Origin of the sequence: Kribbella sp. NPDC004875, assembly GCF_042873375.1 — a bacterium.
In the GTDB taxonomy this organism is placed as follows: domain Bacteria; phylum Actinomycetota; class Actinomycetes; order Propionibacteriales; family Kribbellaceae; genus Kribbella.
On record NZ_JBIALI010000004.1, the window covers coordinates 739,325 to 757,644 of the forward strand.

An 18,320-nucleotide genomic window follows, 5' to 3' on the forward strand; every position below is an offset into this window, starting at 1 on the left:
ACTCGTCGAGTGAGGGGGAACGATGCCGATCGCTGTGTACGTCCTGGGGCTGAGTATCTTCGCCCAGGGCACCTCCGAGCTGATGCTCGCCGGGCTGCTCCCCGAGCTGGCCGCGGACCTGCATGTCACGATCCCCCAGGCCGGCCTGCTGATCTCGGCGTTCGCGGTAGGCATGCTCGTCGGCGCACCGGTCCTCGCGGTCGCCACGCTCACCTGGTCCCGGCGTACGGCGTTGCTCGTCTTCCTCGCGATCTTCGCGCTGACCCATGTGGCGGGCGCCCTCACCACGAGCTACGGCGTACTGCTGGCCACCCGGATCGTCGGCGCCTTCGTGTACGCCGGGTTCTGGTCGGTCGCGGCCGTGACGGTCGTGACCCTGGTCCGGTCCGACCGCCGCGCGCGGGCGATGAGCATCGTCACCGGCGGGCTGACGATCGCGACCATCGTCGGTCTCCCGCTCGGCACCGTGCTAGGGCAGCGCCTCGGATGGCAGTCGGCCTTCTGGACCGTGGCCGGGCTGTGCCTACTCGCCATGGTCGGCGTACTGGCGACCGTGCCTGGCGCGCGACCGGGCCCGGAGAACACTCCCGACCTCGTCCGTGAGTTGCGGGCGCTGGTCAACGCCCGGCTCTGGCTCGCGTTCGGCACCACGGCGCTGGTGACCGCGGCGATCCTGGTGGTGTTCAGTTACCTCGCTCCGCTGCTGATCCAGTCGACGAAGCTGCCGGTCGGCGCAGTGCCCGGCGTACTCGCGCTCTACGGACTCGGGTCCTTCATCGGGATCACTCTCGGCGGCCGGTACGCCGATGCGCTGCCGTTCCGCACGTTGTTCGTCAGCATCGCCGGCCTGATCGCGCTCTCGGCCGTACTGGCGCTGACCGCGACCACCCCCGTGGTGGCGATCAGCGTGATCGTGCTGCTCGGCGGCTGCGGTTTCGCGGCCAACCCGGCGCTCAACGCACGCGTGTTCAGCCTGGCCGGCGACCGCTCCACGCTGGCCACCGCGACCAACTTCTCGGCGTTCAACGTCGGCATCACGGTCGGTCCGTGGCTCGGTGGCCTGGCCATCGACGCCGGCGCGGGCTACCCGGCGCTCGGCTGGATCGCCGTCGTCATCGGAGCGCTGGCCCTCGCGACCGTCCTGTTCGCGGCGTTCTGGCCGGTCAGTTCACCGGGCCCTGCGGATCGAGATGCGACGGATCGAAGTCGGCCTTCCGCTTGAACACGTACTTGTTCAGCAGCCACGTGATCGCCCAGAGCACGACGCCGACGACCATCAGCCACCCGGCGATCTTGTAGTCGGCCGAGTCCCGCCCGGACAACGGGCTGGCCAGATAAACGCACAGCACGATGCCGAGGACCGGCAGCGCCGTCGGGGCGTGGAAGTGCTTGTGCTCGACGTGGTCCCGGCGCAGCACCAGCACCGCGACGTTCACGATCGCGAAGACGCACAGCAGCAGGAACGCCGTCGTACCACCGAGGGCCGCGAGGTCGGCGTACCCGATCAGGAAGAAGGCGAGCAGCGTGGTGAACAGAATCGCGACGTACGGCGTCCTGCGCTTGTGCAGCACGCGGCCGAGCGGGCCGGGCAGCACCTTCTCGTGCGACATCCCGTAGAGCAGCCGGCTCGCCATCAGCATGTTGATCAGCGCCGAGTTGGCGACCGCGAACATCGTGATCCACGCGAACACCTCGAGCGGGAACCCCGGCGCACCGGCCTGCACGACCTTCAGCAACGGCGTGGCGCCCTCGTTCAGGTCGTCGGGCGAGACCAGCGCGACCGCGGAGATCGCGACCGCGACGTAGATGACACCGGTGATGCTCAGGCCGATCAGCATCATCCGCGGGAAGATCCGCACCGGGTCCTTGGTCTCCTCGGCCATGTTCACCGAGTCCTCGAACCCGACCATCGCGAAGAACGCCAGGGCGGTCGCGGCCGTCACCGCATGGAACGACGACTCGCCCTCCGGGACATGGAAGTCGGTCAGCCGGGAGGTGTCGCCGTCGCCGCTGAGCAGCGCCCAGGCACCGATCCCGATCACGATCAGCAGACCGCTCAGCTCGACGCAGGTCAGGACGACGTTCGCCTTCACGCTCTCGCCGACGCCGCGCAGGTTCACCAGCGCGATCAAGGTCATGAAGCCGAGCGCGGTGATCATCAGCAGCGCGCCACGGTCCGGGTCGATGTGTACGGCCGAGAAGAAGTTCGCCGCGAACGCCTTCGACGCACTGGATGCCGAGGTCAGGCCGGAGCACATCACCGCGAACGTCAGCAGGAACGTGAGGAAGTGGATCCCGAACGCCTTGTGCGTGTAGACCGCCGCACCACCGGCCTTCGGGTACTTCGTCACCAGTTCGAGGTAACTCGTCGCGGTCAGCATCGCGACCACGAACGCACACAGGAACGGCAGCCACACCGCGCCGCCGACCTCCCCCGCGACCTTCCCGGTGAGCGCGTACACGCCGGTTCCGAGGATGTCGCCGACCACGAACAACAGCAGCAGCCCGGGCCCCATCACCCGTTTCAGTTCGGGGCGCTCGCCGGTGCCCGGCGCGACAGCAGCGGCCTCACTCATCGTGCCTCCCTGGCATCGGTGCGTCACACCATCGTCGCATCTGAGAGCCGGCTGAGAAGGTTTGACGCGCGTTGGGAGTCGCACCGCACCGGCTGACCGCGGTACTGGCACCATGTCGCCCGTGATGCATCTCCGTCTGATCGTCCCGCCGGTGGGCAGCGAGCACGTCCTGGACACCCTGGTCGCCGACCCCAGGGTCACCAGCATCGTCCGCCTGCCCGGCGCGGCCCATCGGCCCGCCGGCGACGTGATCGAGTGCGACGTGACGCGCGAGGCGACCTCGGACATCCTCAGCTGGCTCAAGTCCGAAGGCCTGTACGACGACGGCGCGGTCGCGGTCGCCACCGTCGACGCCGCCCCGTCGCGGAACGCCCAGGCTGCGGAGAAGGCCGCTCCGGGCGCACCCGACGACGCGGTCATCTGGGACGCCGTGGTCGACCAGGCCTACAACGAGGCCGGCGGGTCCTGGGTGTACTACGCGTTCCTCACGCTCGCGACGATGATCGCCTCGATCGCGGTCATCACCGACTCCGCGATCCTCGTCGTCGGCGCCATGGTGGTCGGACCGGAGTTCGGCGTGGTGGCCGCACTGGCGGTCGGTCTGTTCCTGCGCAAGGCGGGTCTGACGCGGCGGTCGCTGTCCCTGCTCGTCAAGGGCTTCCTGCTCGCGATCGCGCTGACCGCGCTCGCCGCGTTGCTGGCTCGCGCGGCGGGGTGGGTCGACGCGAGCGACGTGACGGCCGCGCGGCCGCTGACCGGGTTCATCTGGCGACCGGACAAGTGGTCGGCGGTGGTCGCCGTCCTCGCCGGCTGTGCCGGGGTGCTCTCGCAGACAGCGGGACGGGGCAACGCGCTGGTCGGGGTGTTCATCTCGGTGACGACCGTCCCGGCAGCTGGTGACCTGGCGCTGTCGCTCGCGCTCTGGGCGCCACACCAGATCGGCGGCTCCGCGGCTCAACTCGGGATCAACCTGGCCGGTATGACCGTGGCCGGAGTGCTCACCCTGATGGCGCAGCGCTTCATCTGGCGCAGCTACCTGCGGGTCCGGAGAAGGGCGGGCGCGCGCGTTGAGGCTTGACCGGGCGTCCCCTGTCCGGTCCGCGCGCGCCCAGCACCGTCAGACATACCCCACCGGACCACGCTCCGCACCTGGTTGAACGCTGACGTATGCCGGACATGGCGTGAAGTCGCCAAACCGGTCGAACCGTCCCGGTGGACGAGATAGCCTGATCGGATGCTGGAGTCGGTGGGGGTCGAGCCGCCCGATGAGGACGCGTACCGGGCGCTGCTCGCGATCCCCGGCTGCGACATCCGCGAGCTCGCCACGCACCTCGGCCGGGACGAGCAGGACATCGTCGCGACGGTCGGCCGGCTGGAGAAACTCGGTCTGCTGACCAGCACCTCCGACGACCCGGTGCGACTGCTCCCGACCCGTCCCGACGTCGCGGTCGACGCACTGGTCGCCGTACGCCGGGCCGAGCTCGACCGGGTGCGCGCGGAGGCCCGCGTGCTGCTGTCGGAGCTGCGTGCCCAGGAGCAGCACCGGCCGGAGAACCTGGTCGAGGTGATCGTCGGTCAGGAAGCCATCGCCGCCCGGTTCGCCCAGCTGCTGAACGGGACGAGTCATCAGCTGCTGGTGCTCGACCGCCCGCCGTACGCGGCGCAGGCCGACGAGTCGGACAGCAAGGTGCGCGGCCTGCTCGGCGAGGGGGTCGTGGTGCACGGCATCTATTCGCCGGACTCGCTGGACATCCCGGGCGGTGTCGACGAGGCGTACAGCGCGGCCGATGCCGGCGAGACCTCGCGGGTACACCCACAGGTGCCGATGAAGCTGGCCGTGTTCGACCGGAAGATGGCGCTGCTGCCGCTGGCCGTGGATCAGCTGGTCGACAGCGCGCTCGTCGTCCATCCGTGTGCGCTGCTCGACGCGCTCATCGAGATGTTCTGGCTGCTGTGGGACCAGGCCGTGCCTGTGGTCCCTTCAGCGAAGACCGATCCGACGGATGCCCGGCTGATGACGCTGCTGGCCGCGGGGTTCAAGGACGACGCCATCGCCCGGCAGTTGGCGTTGAGCAGCCGGACGGTCGGTCGCCGGGTCGCCGAGCTGATGGAGACGCTGGGGGCACGGACCCGGTTCCAGGCCGGTATCCACGCCCAGCGCCGCCATCTGCTCGAGGACGGGACCGACTAGCTAGCAGGTGCCGAGCATGTCCTGCAGCGCGGTCTTCTCCGACGACTGCAGCGACAGCTTGTAGGTGTACTTCACCCAGATCCAGTACCGCGCGTAGAGGCAGTGCACCGCGGCGTTCGGCGGCTGCCACTCCGAGGGGTCCTTGTCGCTCTTCGAGCGATTGCTGGACGCCGACACCGCGATCAGCTGCGAGATCGTCAGGTTGTTCGCGAACTCCTGACGCTTCGCCTGCGTCCAGGTGTTCGCACCGGACTTCCAAGCCTCGGCCAGCGGCACGATGTGGTCGATGTCGAGGTCGGACGAGTCGGTGAAGGTCTTCTCGTCGTACACGCTGGTCCAGCTGCCGCTGGTCGGCTGGCAACTGCTGTCGACCTTCACGCCGGTGCCGTCGCGCTTCAGCACCTCTTCACGGGTGTCACAACTACCCGACTGGTTGATCCAGTGCGGGAACTTGTCCCGGCTGTAGCCGGTGGTCGTGCCTTCCGTCTTCACGGTCAGGCTCGCCAGTTCGGTGGCGGCGGTGCTCGCCGACGGCGGGGTCGGCGGGGTCGCGAGCACCGGTCCGGCGCTCAGTGCCCAGGCAGTCGCTGCCGCTGCCACTGTGGTGGCGAACGCAGTAATACGTCGCATCGGTCAGGCCTCCGAGGTAGGGCGGAATCCCCCCTGACGTTGCTGCCCCTCAGCCTTCCCCGATCACGCGCTGTAGAAAACCGCTCACCAGTTACAGTCGGATGAACGTCAGTCGTGTTCCACGACGGTGAGAGTCCAGCCCGCCGAAGAGTTCACAGGGCGATCCAGTTCGGCATTCCACCGCTCACTCACCAGCTTGTGCAGGGATTTCGCGGTCCCGGGATCCTTGCCCGACTCAAGCAGATGCCGCGCGACCAGGCCGCGGGTGTGCTTGGCGTTGTGCGAGACCACCGATCGCTTTCCGTCGCGCTCGCGCACCACGTTCACCGACACCCACTTGTCCGCCTGCGCGCCACTCGGGCGCCACGCCGCGACGTACGTCGACGAACGGCAGTCAACGATCACGCCGTCGACGCCGGCCAGCGCGGTGCCCAGCGGTTCGCGCCATACCGAGGCGAGCGGTCCGTGGCCCGGAAGCGTCGTACCCATCGAGAGCCGGTACGGCGGTACGCGGTCGGCCGGCCGGAGCGCGCCCCAGGCCGCGGAGATGACCAGCAGCCGGTTCGCGGCGCGGCGCTTGCTGCCCGTGGAGAGCGTCGAGTAGCCGAGGGCGTCGTACAGCACACCGGAGTACAGCTCGGAGACCGGCACGGACGGTTCGGTGCGCCAGCGCGTGTTGCGCTCGACCTCGTGCCGCAGCGATGCCCCGACATCCAGTACGCCGAACGCGTCAGCCGACGCCGAGACCTTCGCCAACGTCTCGAGCACCTGCTCGCGAACCGGGTTCAGCTCCGGGAACGACAGCGTCGAGAAGTCGACGGCACGACCCCGCTGCCGTCCGGTCTTGCCTTCGGACGGCGGCAGCAGGATGAGCGTCACGTGAGTTCGTCCAACGTGGCGAGGTCGGCGGCGGTGGGTTGCCAGGTGCCGGCGGCGACGTTCTGGGCGATCTGCTCGGGGCTGGTCGCGCCTGCGATCACCGAAGCGACGGCGGGCTGCGCGGCGAGGCCGCCGATCGCCACGTCGATCAGGGTCAGGTCGCGCTCGGCCGCGAACGTGTCGAGGGCCTCGATCTTGTCGAAGTCGGCGTTCGCCAGCGCCTCCGGCCGGGCCGCCAGGCGGGTGCCGTCCGGGGCCGCCTCGCCACGCTTGTACTTGCCGGTGAGCAGACCCGACGAGAGCGGGAAGAACGGCAGGATGCCGAGGCCGAGGTGCTCGCAGGCGGGCACCAGTTCGTCCTCGACCTCGCGATCGAGCAGCGAGTACCGGTTCTGCGCGCTGATGAACCGCTCCAGGCCGTCGGTCCGCGCGGTCCAGTCGGCGTCGACGAGCTGCCAGGCCGCGAACTGCGAGCTGCCGACGTACCGCACCTTGCCCTCGGCAACGAGCTCGGACAGCGCCGCCAGGGTTTCGCCGATCGGGGTCACCGGGTCCGGGAAGTGCAGCTGGTAGAGGTCGATCCAGTCGGTGCCGAGCCGCCGCAGGCTCGACTCGACCGCCTTGCGGATGTACCGGCGGGAGCCGCGGACCCCCCAGTCGGGGCCGTTCACGCCGCCCATGTCACCGCCGAACTTGGTCGCGATCACGACGTCGTCGCGGCGCGACCCGAGCGCCTTGCCGAGCAGCTCCTCGCTGAACCCGTGCTCGCCGCGGTAGATGTCCGCGGTGTCGAACAGCGTGATCCCGGCGTCCACCGCGGCGTTCACCACCGCGTCCGTGCGCTCCGCGTCCAGGCGCCGCCCGAAGTTGTTGCACCCCAGCCCGACGACGCTCACAGTCAAGCCCGAGTCACCCAGCTGCCGGTACTCCATATCGCTCATGTGCTCAGCCTAATCACGGCATACAGTGGCCCTCATGCCGAGTCTCACCGTCGACGGCGCCCGTACTCGGGCCGCCGCCCTCTCCGTCCAGTCGTACGACGTCGACCTCGACCTCACCCAAGGCGAGCGGACGTTCGGATCCACCACCACGATCAGGTTCACCGCCTCCGAACCGTCGACCTGGCTCGACGTGAAACCCGACGAACTGCACTCGGTCACGCTCAACGGCACGGCGGTCGACGTGGCCGGCCTGAACGACGGCCGGCTCGAGCTCACCGGCCTGCAGGCCGACAACGAACTCGTCGTCGTCGCGACCATGCTGTACTCCCACGACGGTGAGGGACTGCACCGCTCGGTCGACGCCGCCGACGGTCTGGCCTACACCTACGCGATGTCGTTCCTGGACGCCGGACCGCGGATCTTCGCGTGTTTCGACCAGCCCGATCTCAAGGCGCCGTACCGGATGCGGGTCACCGCACCCGAGGACTGGCTGGTGCTCGGCAACGGCGCCTCGACGCAGGTCTCCCCCGGTCGCTGGGAGCTCGCCGAGACCAAGCCGCTGTCGACGTACTTCGTCACGGTGGTCGCCGGGCCGTACCACCAGGTCACCGACGCGCACGACGGCATCAACCTCAGCGTGGTGTCGCGGCAGTCGCTGAAGGACGCGCTGGACCGTGAGGCCGCGGACATCTTCGAGGTGACCAAGCAGTCCTTCGACGAGTACCACCGGATGTTCGGCTTCCGGTACCCGTTCGGCGAGTACCACCAGGCGTTCGTCCCCGAGTTCAACGCCGGCGCGATGGAGAACCCGGGCTGCGTGACCTTCCGCGACCAGATGGTGTTCCGGTCGGTGGCGACCGACGGCGAGCGCAGCCAGCGGGCGCGGACCATCGTGCACGAGATGGCGCACCAGTGGTTCGGCGACACGGTGACGATGAAGTGGTGGAACGACCTCTGGCTGAACGAGTCGTTCGCCGAGTACATGGCGCACCGGGTGGCGACCGACGCGACCCGCTACACCGACAACTGGATCGACTTCGCCTACGTGCGCAAGTGGTGGGGCCTGCAGGCCGACCAGCGGTCCTCGACGCACCCGGTTGCCGCCGACGCGGTCAAGGACGCGCTCGCCTCGCTCGACGACTTCGACGGGATCTCGTACGCGAAGGGCGCGGCGGTCCTCAAACAGCTGGCGGCGTACCTCGGTGACGACGTCTTCCTGGCCGGCGTCAACGCGCACATCGCCGCGAACCAGTTCGGCAACGCGACGTTCGCCGACCTGCTCGCGAAGTGGACCGAGGCCGGCGCGGCCGGCATCGACGACTGGGCTCGGAACTGGCTGCGTACCGCGGGCGTCGACACGATCAGCGCGACGCGGACCGCCACCGGGATCACGCTGCACCGCAAGGCACCGGCCGCCGTCCCGGCTTCACGACCGCACAAGCTGACCGTCGCCGGGTACGACCTCGACGGGCGGGGTACGACGGTCGACGTACTGCTCGACGCCGACGAGGTCGCGGTCGACCTCGACCCGTCCGTGGCCGTGGTGATCCCGGACGCCGGTGACGACACCTGGGCGAAGATCCGGCTCGACGAACAGAGCCTCGCGAACCTCGCGAAGGTGCTGCCGAAGATCGACGACGGGGTGACGCGGGCCGTCGTACTGAACAGCATCCGCGACGCCGTCGCCGACGCGGAGCTCGACCCGAGGCTCGGCTTCGAGGTGCTGCTCGCCATGCTGCCGACGGAGACCAGCGACATCGCGGTGTCGTCGCTGAGCGGCTGGGCGACGCTCAGCCTGCTCGGCGTCTGCCTGCCGTACGAGCCCTACCGGACCCGTCTGGCCGAGGCGCTCGCGGAACGACTCCGTACCGCGCCGCCAGGCAGCAGCCTGCAGCTCGCGGTGGCGCGGGCATACGCGCGGTTCACCCAGGACGGCCAGGCGCTGGCGCGGTGGCTGGCGGGCGACGACGTACCCGAGGGGCTGAGCGTGGACGCCGATCTGCGCTGGACCGTGCTGCTGGGTGCCGTGCGGTTCGGTGGTGCCGGGGAGGCAGAGATCGACGCCGAACTCGAGCGCGACCCTTCGTCCGAAGGCATCGTGCACGCCACCCGCTGCCGGTCGGCGCTGCCGACGGCGGAGGCCAAGGAGCGGGCGTGGGCGCGGATCATGACCGACGCCGACATCGCGAACTACGAGCTGTACGCCGCCTCCGAGGGCTTCTGGCACCCGAGCCAGGTCGAGCTCACGGCGCCGTTCGTCGACCGGTACTTCGCCGAGATCGCGGGCACCGGCAAGTTCCGGTCCGGCTGGGTCGTCGCGACCAGCGCCAAGCTCGCCTACCCGCGGTACGCCGTCGAGCAGCGCGTCGTCGACCGGTCCGCCGACCTGGTCGCGGACGAGTCGGTCGCGGCCGGCATCCGGCGATCGATCGGAGACCTCGCCGACGACATGAAACGAGCCCTTGCGGTGCGTTCCGCCTTCGCCGGCTGAGCAAGTCGTTAGCAGTCACACCGTGTTGTGACTAATGTGACTGGTGTGACCAGGAGGACCCTGGTGACCAGGCAAGATGTGTTTTCGTGACGTAACCTCCACAATGACCGCGCGGCACGGCGCGCCGGTCTTGGTCAGGCAGCACGTCCCGGGAGAGACTGTCGAGAACCGCACAGGAGAACAAGGTCAATGCGCGAGGCGAGGCTCGTCGGTCTGAGCCAGGATGGGACGCAACTCATCCTGGCGATGGCGGAGACGGGTGAGGAGTTCGCCGTTCCGGTCGACGACCGGTTGCGTGCGGCCCTCCGCGGCGACCGTGCCCGACTCGGCCAGCTGGAGATTCAAATGGAGAGCGCGCTGCGCCCACGAGACATCCAGGCTCGTATTCGCGCCGGCGAAAGTCCCGAGGCGGTCGCAGCCGTCGCCCAGATGCCGATGGAACGCGTGATGGCTTTCGCCGGCCCGGTGCTGGCCGAGCGCGACCACATCGCCAGCCTCGCGCAGCGTGCGTCCGTTCGCCGTCGCGGTGGCGGCGACGCCCCGACCCGGAACCTGGGCGCCTGGGTCACCGACCGCCTGCGCCTGCGCCACGTCGACCCGGCCTCGGCCGACTGGGACGCGTGGCGGCGCGAGGACGGCCGCTGGGCGGTGCGCGTGTCGTACTTCGTCGAGTCCGAGGACGAGGCGGAGACGAAGGACGAGAAGATCGCCATGTTCGCGTACGACGCTCCCGGGCGGTACGCGGTACCGGACGACGACGAGGCGCGGTGGCTCGTCGGCGAGCAGGTGCAGGTGATGCCGGCACCGGTCCAGCCGCAGCCTGGTGAGCGGCGGCTGGCCGCGGTCGTCGACATCGACCCGTTGATCGCCCCCGACCATGGCGCCGACAGCTACGAAGCAGGCTTCGAGGACACGGTCGGCCTCCGCCGGCGAAACCACCCAGTTTCCCGAGACGGGCGCGAGTACGGCCTGGAGTCCCGCGACGGTGTTCGCGACGAAGGTGCGCGCGAGGCGCGTGAGTTCTCCCGCGAGGGCTCGCGGGAAGCGCGCGAGTTCCCGCGAGAGAGTGCGCGAGAGTTCTCGCGTGACGGTTCGCGGGAGTTCCCAGGCGAGGGCTCGCGTGAGGCGCGGGAGGGTGCTCGGCAGGACCGCGAGTTCCCGCGGGAGGTCGGGCGGCCCGCGGAGCGTGGTCCGCGGCGGGTGCACTCGGTGCCGGACCCGGACGAGGAGCCGACGCTGATCGACGTACCTGTCGACCAGCCACCGGCGCCGCGCCCCGCCGTTCGAGCAGTCGAGCGCCCGGCCGATCCGCCGGCGTTCGCCTCGCCCGCCGACGACGACGGGGATCTCACCCCCGAGCCCCGTCAGCAACCCACGGCCCGCACCCAGCAAACCCAGCCGGCCCGCACCACCGAGCCGCGCCCGGCGCAACCCCGCCCGGAGAGCCTGCCCGCCGAGCAGCGCTCGCCGGACGCTGCCCCGAGCACGACCCCAGCGCCCGCCCGCGAGCAGGCACCGGCGGAAGAACCCGCAGCCGCAGGCGCCGAGCAACCGGCCGCCGAAGAGACACCCGCCGAGCCGAAGAAGAAGCCGGCCCGCCGCGGCAAGCGCGCCAGCGTCCCGAGCTGGGACGAAATCATGTTCGGCAAGAAGGCCGACTGACCTACCGCCCTGCGGGAAGCCGAGTCGTGGATGGCTGAGCTGCGGGCTTAAGCGCTCAGCCGGCTGAGGGCTTGCATCGCTTCGCGCTCGATCCGGGCCAGGTCGCTGAGGTGGGCGCTTGCTTGTTCCAGGTCCTGCGGGTCGCCTGTCTTCCCGGCGCTCGCGATCAGGGATGCGACTTCGGTCCAGAGCGTGGCGGCTTCGGCGTACAGCTTGTGGCCGGTGCTTAGATCGTCGCTGTCGAGCAGTCTGGCGCATTCGCCGAGGAAGTCGCGGTACAGGTTGCGGAACAGTGCGCCGCCAGTGCCTGCCTTCTCCATCAGGAGCGCGACCTGTGGCAGGTCGTCGGTGCGCTGGAGCCAGGTGCGTACGAGCTTGCCGGCCTTCGCGATACCGCGGTGGCCGAGGTTGGCGATGGGTGGGTTGAGGAACGCGTCCGCGCAGGTGGTGATCGCCGGAACGATCCGCTCCGGAAGCGGAGGCGGTTCCTGGGGAGCGGTCAGCGTGAAGGAGCGCTGCTTGGCGGTCATCGGGCCGCGCGCCGCGCGTGCCTCGGCGAGACTCGTCAGGCTGGTGGTGACCGCTCCGCCTTGCTGGTCGGTGTCGACCAGGTGTGCGTTGTGGTCGTCGTACCCGGTCATGGCGACGACGTGGCCGCCGAAGTGGACCTTCGAGGTGAAGTACTCGAGGTAGTAGCTGTCGAGCTGCAGGCCGATCGGGTGACCGGCATCGATCGCGGCCGTCACGTTCTCCCAGGCCTTTCTTGGTGAGGCGGTCTCCTGGACCGTCAGTTCCAGGTCGAGGGCGCGGGCCAGGTTCCGGGTCAGTTCGAAGGGCTTCACTCGGCCGCCGAGGAACGGGAAGTCGAACTGCTTGCTGTCCCAGTAGATGAAGGAGAGGCCGGAGCCGAGGCCGAAGATCATCGGTTCGGTCAGCTCGATCCCCTGGTGCCGCAGCAGCACGCCCAGCGCGGTCGTCTCACAATGATGCACGTCAGCATCTTGGACCCTCCGGCGACCGGAGCGTCCAGCACTCGCTGACGCATCACGGACAGTCGTCCCACATCGCGGACGGTGTTTGGCAGTGCGCCCCGGCTGCTGCCATCATCGTCGGCATGCAGATGCTGTGTTGTTGCTGTTGTCGCTGACGCGCGCCGAGTCCGGCGCACGAGGCCCTGACCCTTTCCGTGGCCCGCCCGCCGACACAGCACTCACAGGAACATCGCATGAATCTCGCGGCTCTCGCCGACCTGCTCGCGTCTCGTGGTCTCCGGCTCCTCCCCGGTTCGTACGCCGTCCCGGTCGAGTTGCTCGTCCAGTTGCCTGACGCCACGATCGTCCAGTTCACCGCCCGCGGGACCACGCTGCGGCTGCGCAGCTACGCACCCGACGCGCTCACCACCGTCACCATCCCCGCCGAGTGCGGCTGCGGCGACCACCATCCCCAGACCGGCCCGTCCCGCGTGACGCTGAGCGGGTACGCCGTACCGCTCGAAGAGCACGTCATCGACGGCGAACTCCACTACGGCTGGCACGCCCACGAGGCCGGCCTGCTCCGCCTCGCCGACGCGACGCACCACTTCTTCGCCCTGCTGGAAACCCTCCGCACCCGAGACCTCGTCGGCGTCGCCTGACCAGGCGCCGGCGCGGTACCGGCGAGCATCCATCGAGGGCTGAGACAAGCAATGGGGCCCCGGGACCTGGTATTACCTGTCGCCAGTCACCGTTTCCCGTCTCGAGTACCCCTTCCTACCCCGGCCCGATCCGCCGAGCTAAGGGCGGCGGTGGGCGGGTTCAGTGGTGTCGAAGTGGTGGCGGGCTGCCTCGACCTTCTCCAGGTTGGGGGACCATTCGGCGAGCGAGTGGAAGAGCGGCGCGAGACTGCGGCCGAGGTCGCTGATCTCGTACTCGACGCGGGGCGGGACCTCGGCGTGGTACGTGCGGAGCACCAGCCCGTCGCGTTCCAGCTGGCGCAGGCGCTGGGTGAGGACCTTCGGGGTGATGACCCCGATTTTCCGCTGCAGTTCGATGAACCGCTGACGTCCGTACTCGTTCAGGGTCCACAGGATCGGGGTCGTCCAGCGGCTGAACACGAGATCGACGACAGGCGCGATCGGGCAGGCCTGTACGGGGTCTGTGGTCTCGGTCACGAAAGGGCCTCCAGCCAATACTTTCCTCTAGGTACCTACTATCCCACGACAAGTAGCGTCATCGCCATGATCGTGATCACCGGTGCAACCGGCAACGTAGGCCGCCCGCTCGTCCAGACCCTGACCGCCGCCGGCGAGGAGGTCCGGGCTGTCTCTCGCACCAGCGACAGCTACCCGGCAGACCTCTCCCGGCCCGAATCTCTCAAGCCCGCCCTCGACGGCGCGAAGGCGGTCTTCCTTCTCACTGCCGCCGGCTTCCTCGCGAACGGCAATCTCGCCGACGTGATCGACGTCGTCCGCGCGGCCGGCGTACCGCGCGTCGTACTGCTCTCCTCGCAAGGCGTCGGCACCGGCCGGCACCCGAAGAACCTCGAGGACGCGGTGACGGAGTCCGGTCTCGACTGGACGATCCTCCGGCCCGGCAACTTCGCCAGCAACGCGTACCAGTGGGCCGAGTCGATCCGTACCCAGCGCACGATGGCTGCGCCGTTCGTGGATGTCTCCCTCCCCGCCGTCGACCCGCAAGACATTGCCGACGTCGCAGCCGCGGTGCTCCGCGACCCGAGCCACACGAACGCCATCTACACGCTGACCGGACCGGCGCCGATCTCACCGCGCCAGCAGGCGCAGACCATCGAGACCGCGATCGGCGAACCGGTGCACCTGGTCGAACTCAGCCGCGACGAGGCGCGGGCCGGGATGCTCGACTTCATGCCCGAGCCGGTCGTCGAGGCCACCCTCGCCGTACTCGGCACACCCACCGCCGAGGAGCAGCGAGTCCAGAACGACATCACCGACGTGCTCGGTCGACCGGCCCGGACGTTCGCCGACTGGGTCAGCCGGAACATCCAGGCTTTCCAGTGACGGACGACCGGCGCTTTTCCGGCCGAGGATCAGGGTCTTGAATAAGTAACACGCTTGGTTTAACTTATCCGCGCAGTTGCAGTCGCGTGTACTTCCGGTCCGCCACCTGGAGGTTTCAGCATGTCCAGACGCCTGCTCTCGCGCGTCCTCCCCACGTTCCTCACGACCGCCCTCCTCGCGAGCGTGATCGCCGTACCGGCGCACGCCGCGACCATGTACCCCAGTGGTGTCGGCGCCGATCTCGGTCCGACGCCAACCACCCTCGGCGTGCAGCCCGCCGCCGGCGACGACCCGGCCGGGCTGCGCACCGGCACCCAAGACGGCCGCACCTACTGGCAGACGAACCGAGCGGCCGGCACCGGCTACCTCGAGTTCGACGTCGATCACGACTACGTCGACGAGATCGGCACCGACGACGTCCTGGTGACGGTGACCTATCTCGACAGCGGTTCCGGCACTCTCGACCTGCAGTACGACGCCAAGGCCGACCCGCAGCAGGAAGCGACCGCGGTCCAGCTCACCGGCACCGGCCAGTGGAAGACGGGCGTCTTCGCGCTGTCCGGCATCGCGTTCACCAACCGCCTCGGCGACGCCGACGTCCGCGTCTTCGGTGACTCCACCGACATCACGATCGCCGGTCTCCGGATCAGTACGGCGGGAGCCTCGGTCCAGCTCGGTGCGACCCCGATCCAGAACGGCATCAGCCCGCGGGCCGGCGACGACGCCTCGCATCTCGTCACGGGAGTGCAGGACGGACGCCCGTACTGGCAGACCGACCACACGGCACCGTCACCCGGCACGAACTTCTTCTACATGAACGTCGCGGACACGTATCTGTACGACAACCGCGGCCTGGTGCTCGTCAGCATCGACTACTTCGACGAGGGCAACGGGCAGTTCGGGCTGCACTACGACTCGCTCGGCGAGACCATCCCGGACAAGTTCAAGAACTCCGAGGTGGTGCGCTACGGCGACACCTTGACCTGGAAGACCTACACGTTCGCGCTGCCGGACGCGGTGCTGACCAACCGCTCGAACGGCGGCGACTTCCGGATCCACAACGGCGACGGTGCCGTCGACCTCAAGGTCGCCGCGGTCCGGGTCGCCAAGGTGGCGACCACACTCGACGTCACCGAAGGGCTCGTCGACCTCATCGGTCAGGCGACCCGTGTCGAGAAGGCCGCGCGCGAGGGGACGCGGGACGGGCAGTACCCGGCCGGGAGCCGGGCAGGCCTGCAGGACGCGATCGACAACGCTCAGGCGATCGCGTCCACTCCGGGCGTCACCGACGGACAGGTGAAGGAGGCGCTGAAGACGCTGCAGGCCAAGCTCGACGCGTTGACGGCGTCGGTCGTCGACACCAACTTCGCCGACGAGGGTACGGCGTCCGCGAGCGGCGGGGCCGGTGCCGCGAACGTCAACGACAACAACCACGACACCTCCTGGACCGGCGGCAAGGACTCCTGGCTGCAGATCGATCTCGGCAAGCCGCGGCCGGTCAACGACGTGCGGGTCGAGTGGGCGCAGAACTACTCCCCCGACTACACCGTCCAGACCTCGAACGACGGTGCCAGGTTCACGACGGTCGGCCGGACCGGATCGCCCGGCGGCAACCAGATCAGCCGGACCCGGTTCGCGACCACCACAGTGCGGTACGTCCGCGTCGTGATGACCGGTGCCGACTCGTTCGTCGTCAAGGAACTGCAGCTCCGCGCGGCGCCCGTCGTGACGCCGGCGCCGCAGCTGGTGCAGACCACCAACCCGACCGAGGACGGCGTCGTCGCCGACTTCGACGCCACGCAGTACGGCGCCGACCGGACCGGAAAACGTGACTCGACGAAGGCGATCCAGCAGGCGATCTACGCCTGCCAGGACGCGGGCGGCGGCACGATCTGGCTGCCGGCCGGTCAGTACAAGGTCACCGACACGATCGAGGTCCGCGCGTTCTGCACGATCCGCGGCGACCACGGTCAGAAGCTCGGCACCGGCACGGTGATCATCGCCGACCTGGCCTCCGGTGACGACGGACCGAGCCTGTTCCGGATCGGTGGCAGTGCGGGTGTCCTCGGCGTCACGACGTACTACCCGAACCAGAGCGCGACCAGGCCGGTGCCGTACAACTACACGTTCGAGATCCCCGGCGGCGCCTGGATCGGCAACGAGAACTACATGATGGCGACGGTCTCCGACGTCACGATGCTGAACTCGTACCGCGGCATCGGTGTCAGCACGATGCCGAACGACCAGGGCAACGCCCCGAGCTCCGGCCAGGTGCACGAGTCGACGACGATCCGCAACATCCGCGGTACGGCGCTGTTCGAAGGTGCCCGTGCCTACAACGGCGCCGACGTCGGCACCTGGGAGAACGTCGACTTCGGCAACACGTACTGGTCGACCGCCCCGGCCGCCTTCCACCCGCCGGCCCGCGCGGCCCTCGACACCTGGACCCGCGCGCACGGCACCGGTCTCGTCCTCGGCGACCTCGAATGGGACCAGTTCTACCGCGTCTCGCTCGCGGACTATCTCGTGGGCATTCGGGTCGTCGCCGGTCAGCGCGCTCAGTTCACCGGCAGCTTCCTCGAGCCCGACGTCCGCCGGACCGGTACCGGCGTCCTCGTCGACGTGATGGACGACCGGTGGGGCATGACGCTCGCCGGCGGTCACATCGACGGCGGCATCGTGAACAACTCGCGCGGCTACGTGAAGATCACCGGCACGGAGGTCGTCGGCACGCAGTCCGGGACCATCCACCACATGTCCGGCACCGCGCCGACGTACGAGCAGAAGGCACTGCCCAAGCCGGTGCAGAAGCTGTACGTCGTGGACGCGCCGCACGGCGTCGGGTACTTGCCGGCCGCGGATGCGACGCGCGACGTACAGAAGGTGCTCGATCGCGCCGGGCGTGAGGGTGGTGGGATCGTCTACCTGCCCGCGGGTTGGTACCGGATCGGCACGCACCTGAATGTTCCGGCGAAGGTGGAGCTGCGGGGTGCGTCCGCCGTACCGAACCGGGATCAGGGTGGGGCGAGCGGCGGGACCGTTCTGCAGGCCTTCGAGCGGAACACGGACACGGCATTGATCACCCTCGGCAAGAACGCCGGTGTGCGTGGGCTGCGGGTGTTCTACCCGGAGAACAACCCCGCCAACGGCGTCGTGCCGTACCCGTACGCGATCCGCGGGACCGCCGGCGGGAACTACGTGATCAACGCCGGCTTCCCGAACGCCTGGAACGGGATCGACCTGAGCGGTGACGACGTGGTGGTGCGTAAGGTCGCGGGCGCGTTCTTCGACCACGCGATCGCGATCGGCGCCGGCCGCAACGGGCGGGTCGAGGGTGTGCTGTCGAACGGGAACGCGGTCACCCGCGTCGGGTACCAGCAGCCGTACTGGATGAACGAGGGCACCGTCTTCGAGCTCGTCATCGACAAGTACATGCGCAAGACCGCGAAGATCGTCACCGTCGACGGTGCACGCGGGCTCACCCTGCTGAACGTGTTCGCGTACGGCTTCCACGACGGGCTCGTGGTGAACTCCGGCCAGGTCGACGCGTTCAACCTGGGCACCGACAACCTCGGCACCGACGGGCACACCGTGCAGGTCGTGAACGGCGAGGTCGAAGCCACCAACCTCGCTCGCTACAACGGCGCCACGCTCAGCGGACCGGCCACCTTGCACAACGTGATGGTGATCAACGTCGTGCAGCGCAGCGTGAGCGTCCAGGCCGTCGGCAACGGCATCGTGAAACTCGTGGGCAACGAATCCGAACCGGGGAAGTACGAGGTCGGCGCGCAGGTCACCGCGACGGCGGCGCCGATGTCGGATAGCGTTTTCCAGAGCTGGACCGTGAACGGGACCGTGGTGTCGACAGCGCCGTCGTACACCTTCACGGTGACCGCGGACCAGGCTCTGACCGCCAACTTCACCCCGAAGTAGGAGC

At 69.1% G+C, this 18,320-nt stretch carries 14 protein-coding genes; 8 read left to right on the plus strand and 6 right to left on the minus strand.

From position 1 onward, the window contains the following. The first annotated feature begins 22 nt into the window (after positions 1 to 22). Positions 23 to 1,222, plus strand: a complete 1,200-nt coding sequence (locus ACFYRH_RS25790; protein ID WP_387780298.1) for a Cmx/CmrA family chloramphenicol efflux MFS transporter — start codon at positions 23 to 25, stop codon at positions 1,220 to 1,222. Here ACFYRH_RS25790 and ACFYRH_RS25795 read toward each other — a convergent pair. Then, positions 1,164 to 2,576 (minus strand): APC family permease, encoded by a 1,413-nt coding sequence (locus ACFYRH_RS25795; RefSeq protein ID WP_387780301.1) that lies wholly within the window; start codon positions 2,574 to 2,576, stop codon positions 1,164 to 1,166. The genes ACFYRH_RS25790 and ACFYRH_RS25795 overlap by 59 nt on opposite strands. Positions 2,577 to 2,700: 124 nt before the next feature. Between ACFYRH_RS25795 and ACFYRH_RS25800 the strand changes: the two genes are divergently transcribed. Further along, on the plus strand, positions 2,701 to 3,654 hold the full coding sequence (locus ACFYRH_RS25800; RefSeq protein ID WP_387780678.1) for a DUF389 domain-containing protein: 954 nt from the start codon (positions 2,701 to 2,703) through the stop codon (positions 3,652 to 3,654). Between the two features lie 156 nt (positions 3,655 to 3,810). Continuing rightward, positions 3,811 to 4,767, plus strand: a complete 957-nt coding sequence (locus tag ACFYRH_RS25805) for a transcriptional regulator TrmB (protein ID WP_387780304.1) — start codon at positions 3,811 to 3,813, stop codon at positions 4,765 to 4,767. Here the strand turns inward: ACFYRH_RS25805 and ACFYRH_RS25810 are convergent, their stop codons facing one another. The 3 genes from ACFYRH_RS25810 to ACFYRH_RS25820 all read right to left on the minus strand — a co-directional run bounded on the left by ACFYRH_RS25810 (position 4,768) and on the right by ACFYRH_RS25820 (position 7,217). After that, positions 4,768 to 5,397 (minus strand): DUF1524 domain-containing protein, encoded by a 630-nt coding sequence (locus ACFYRH_RS25810; RefSeq protein WP_387780307.1) that lies wholly within the window; start codon positions 5,395 to 5,397, stop codon positions 4,768 to 4,770. A 108-nt stretch (positions 5,398 to 5,505) separates the two neighbouring features. After that, positions 5,506 to 6,276 (minus strand): YaaA family protein, encoded by a 771-nt coding sequence (locus ACFYRH_RS25815; protein ID WP_387780310.1) that lies wholly within the window; start codon positions 6,274 to 6,276, stop codon positions 5,506 to 5,508. Beyond that, on the minus strand, positions 6,273 to 7,217 hold the full coding sequence (locus ACFYRH_RS25820) for an aldo/keto reductase (protein ID WP_387780313.1): 945 nt from the start codon (positions 7,215 to 7,217) through the stop codon (positions 6,273 to 6,275). Before ACFYRH_RS25820 ends, ACFYRH_RS25815 begins: the two co-directional genes overlap by 4 nt. A 34-nt stretch (positions 7,218 to 7,251) precedes the next feature. Between ACFYRH_RS25820 and pepN the strand changes: the two genes are divergently transcribed. Together pepN and sepH are read left to right on the plus strand one after the other, a co-directional pair. After that, on the plus strand, positions 7,252 to 9,708 hold the full coding sequence (pepN, locus tag ACFYRH_RS25825) for an aminopeptidase N (protein WP_387780316.1): 2,457 nt from the start codon (positions 7,252 to 7,254) through the stop codon (positions 9,706 to 9,708). A gap of 189 nt (positions 9,709 to 9,897) precedes the next feature. After that, positions 9,898 to 11,370, plus strand: a complete 1,473-nt coding sequence (gene sepH, locus ACFYRH_RS25830; protein ID WP_387780319.1) for a septation protein SepH — start codon at positions 9,898 to 9,900, stop codon at positions 11,368 to 11,370. A gap of 47 nt (positions 11,371 to 11,417) precedes the next feature. Here sepH and ACFYRH_RS25835 read toward each other — a convergent pair whose 3' ends face one another. Beyond that, the gene (locus ACFYRH_RS25835; protein WP_387780322.1) at positions 11,418 to 12,362 is read right to left on the minus strand and encodes a BtrH N-terminal domain-containing protein; all 945 of its coding nucleotides are present in this window, start codon (positions 12,360 to 12,362) and stop codon (positions 11,418 to 11,420) included. 233 nt (positions 12,363 to 12,595) lie between these two features. Here ACFYRH_RS25835 and ACFYRH_RS25840 point away from each other — a divergent pair, with 233 nt between their 5' ends. After that, positions 12,596 to 13,003 (plus strand): hypothetical protein, encoded by a 408-nt coding sequence (locus ACFYRH_RS25840; protein WP_387780325.1) that lies wholly within the window; start codon positions 12,596 to 12,598, stop codon positions 13,001 to 13,003. 138 nt (positions 13,004 to 13,141) lie between these two features. Here the strand turns inward: ACFYRH_RS25840 and ACFYRH_RS25845 are convergent, their stop codons facing one another. Further along, the gene (locus ACFYRH_RS25845) at positions 13,142 to 13,519 is read right to left on the minus strand and encodes a winged helix-turn-helix transcriptional regulator (RefSeq protein ID WP_387780328.1); all 378 of its coding nucleotides are present in this window, start codon (positions 13,517 to 13,519) and stop codon (positions 13,142 to 13,144) included. A 66-nt stretch (positions 13,520 to 13,585) separates the two neighbouring features. Here ACFYRH_RS25845 and ACFYRH_RS25850 point away from each other — a divergent pair, with 66 nt between their 5' ends. Then, positions 13,586 to 14,383, plus strand: coding sequence for an SDR family oxidoreductase (locus tag ACFYRH_RS25850; RefSeq protein ID WP_387780331.1), 798 nt, complete (start codon positions 13,586 to 13,588; stop codon positions 14,381 to 14,383). 120 nt (positions 14,384 to 14,503) lie between these two features. Then, complete coding sequence (locus ACFYRH_RS25855; RefSeq protein ID WP_387780334.1) at positions 14,504 to 18,316, plus strand: discoidin domain-containing protein; 3,813 nt, start codon at positions 14,504 to 14,506, stop codon at positions 18,314 to 18,316. Positions 18,317 to 18,320: the final 4 nt, after the last annotated feature.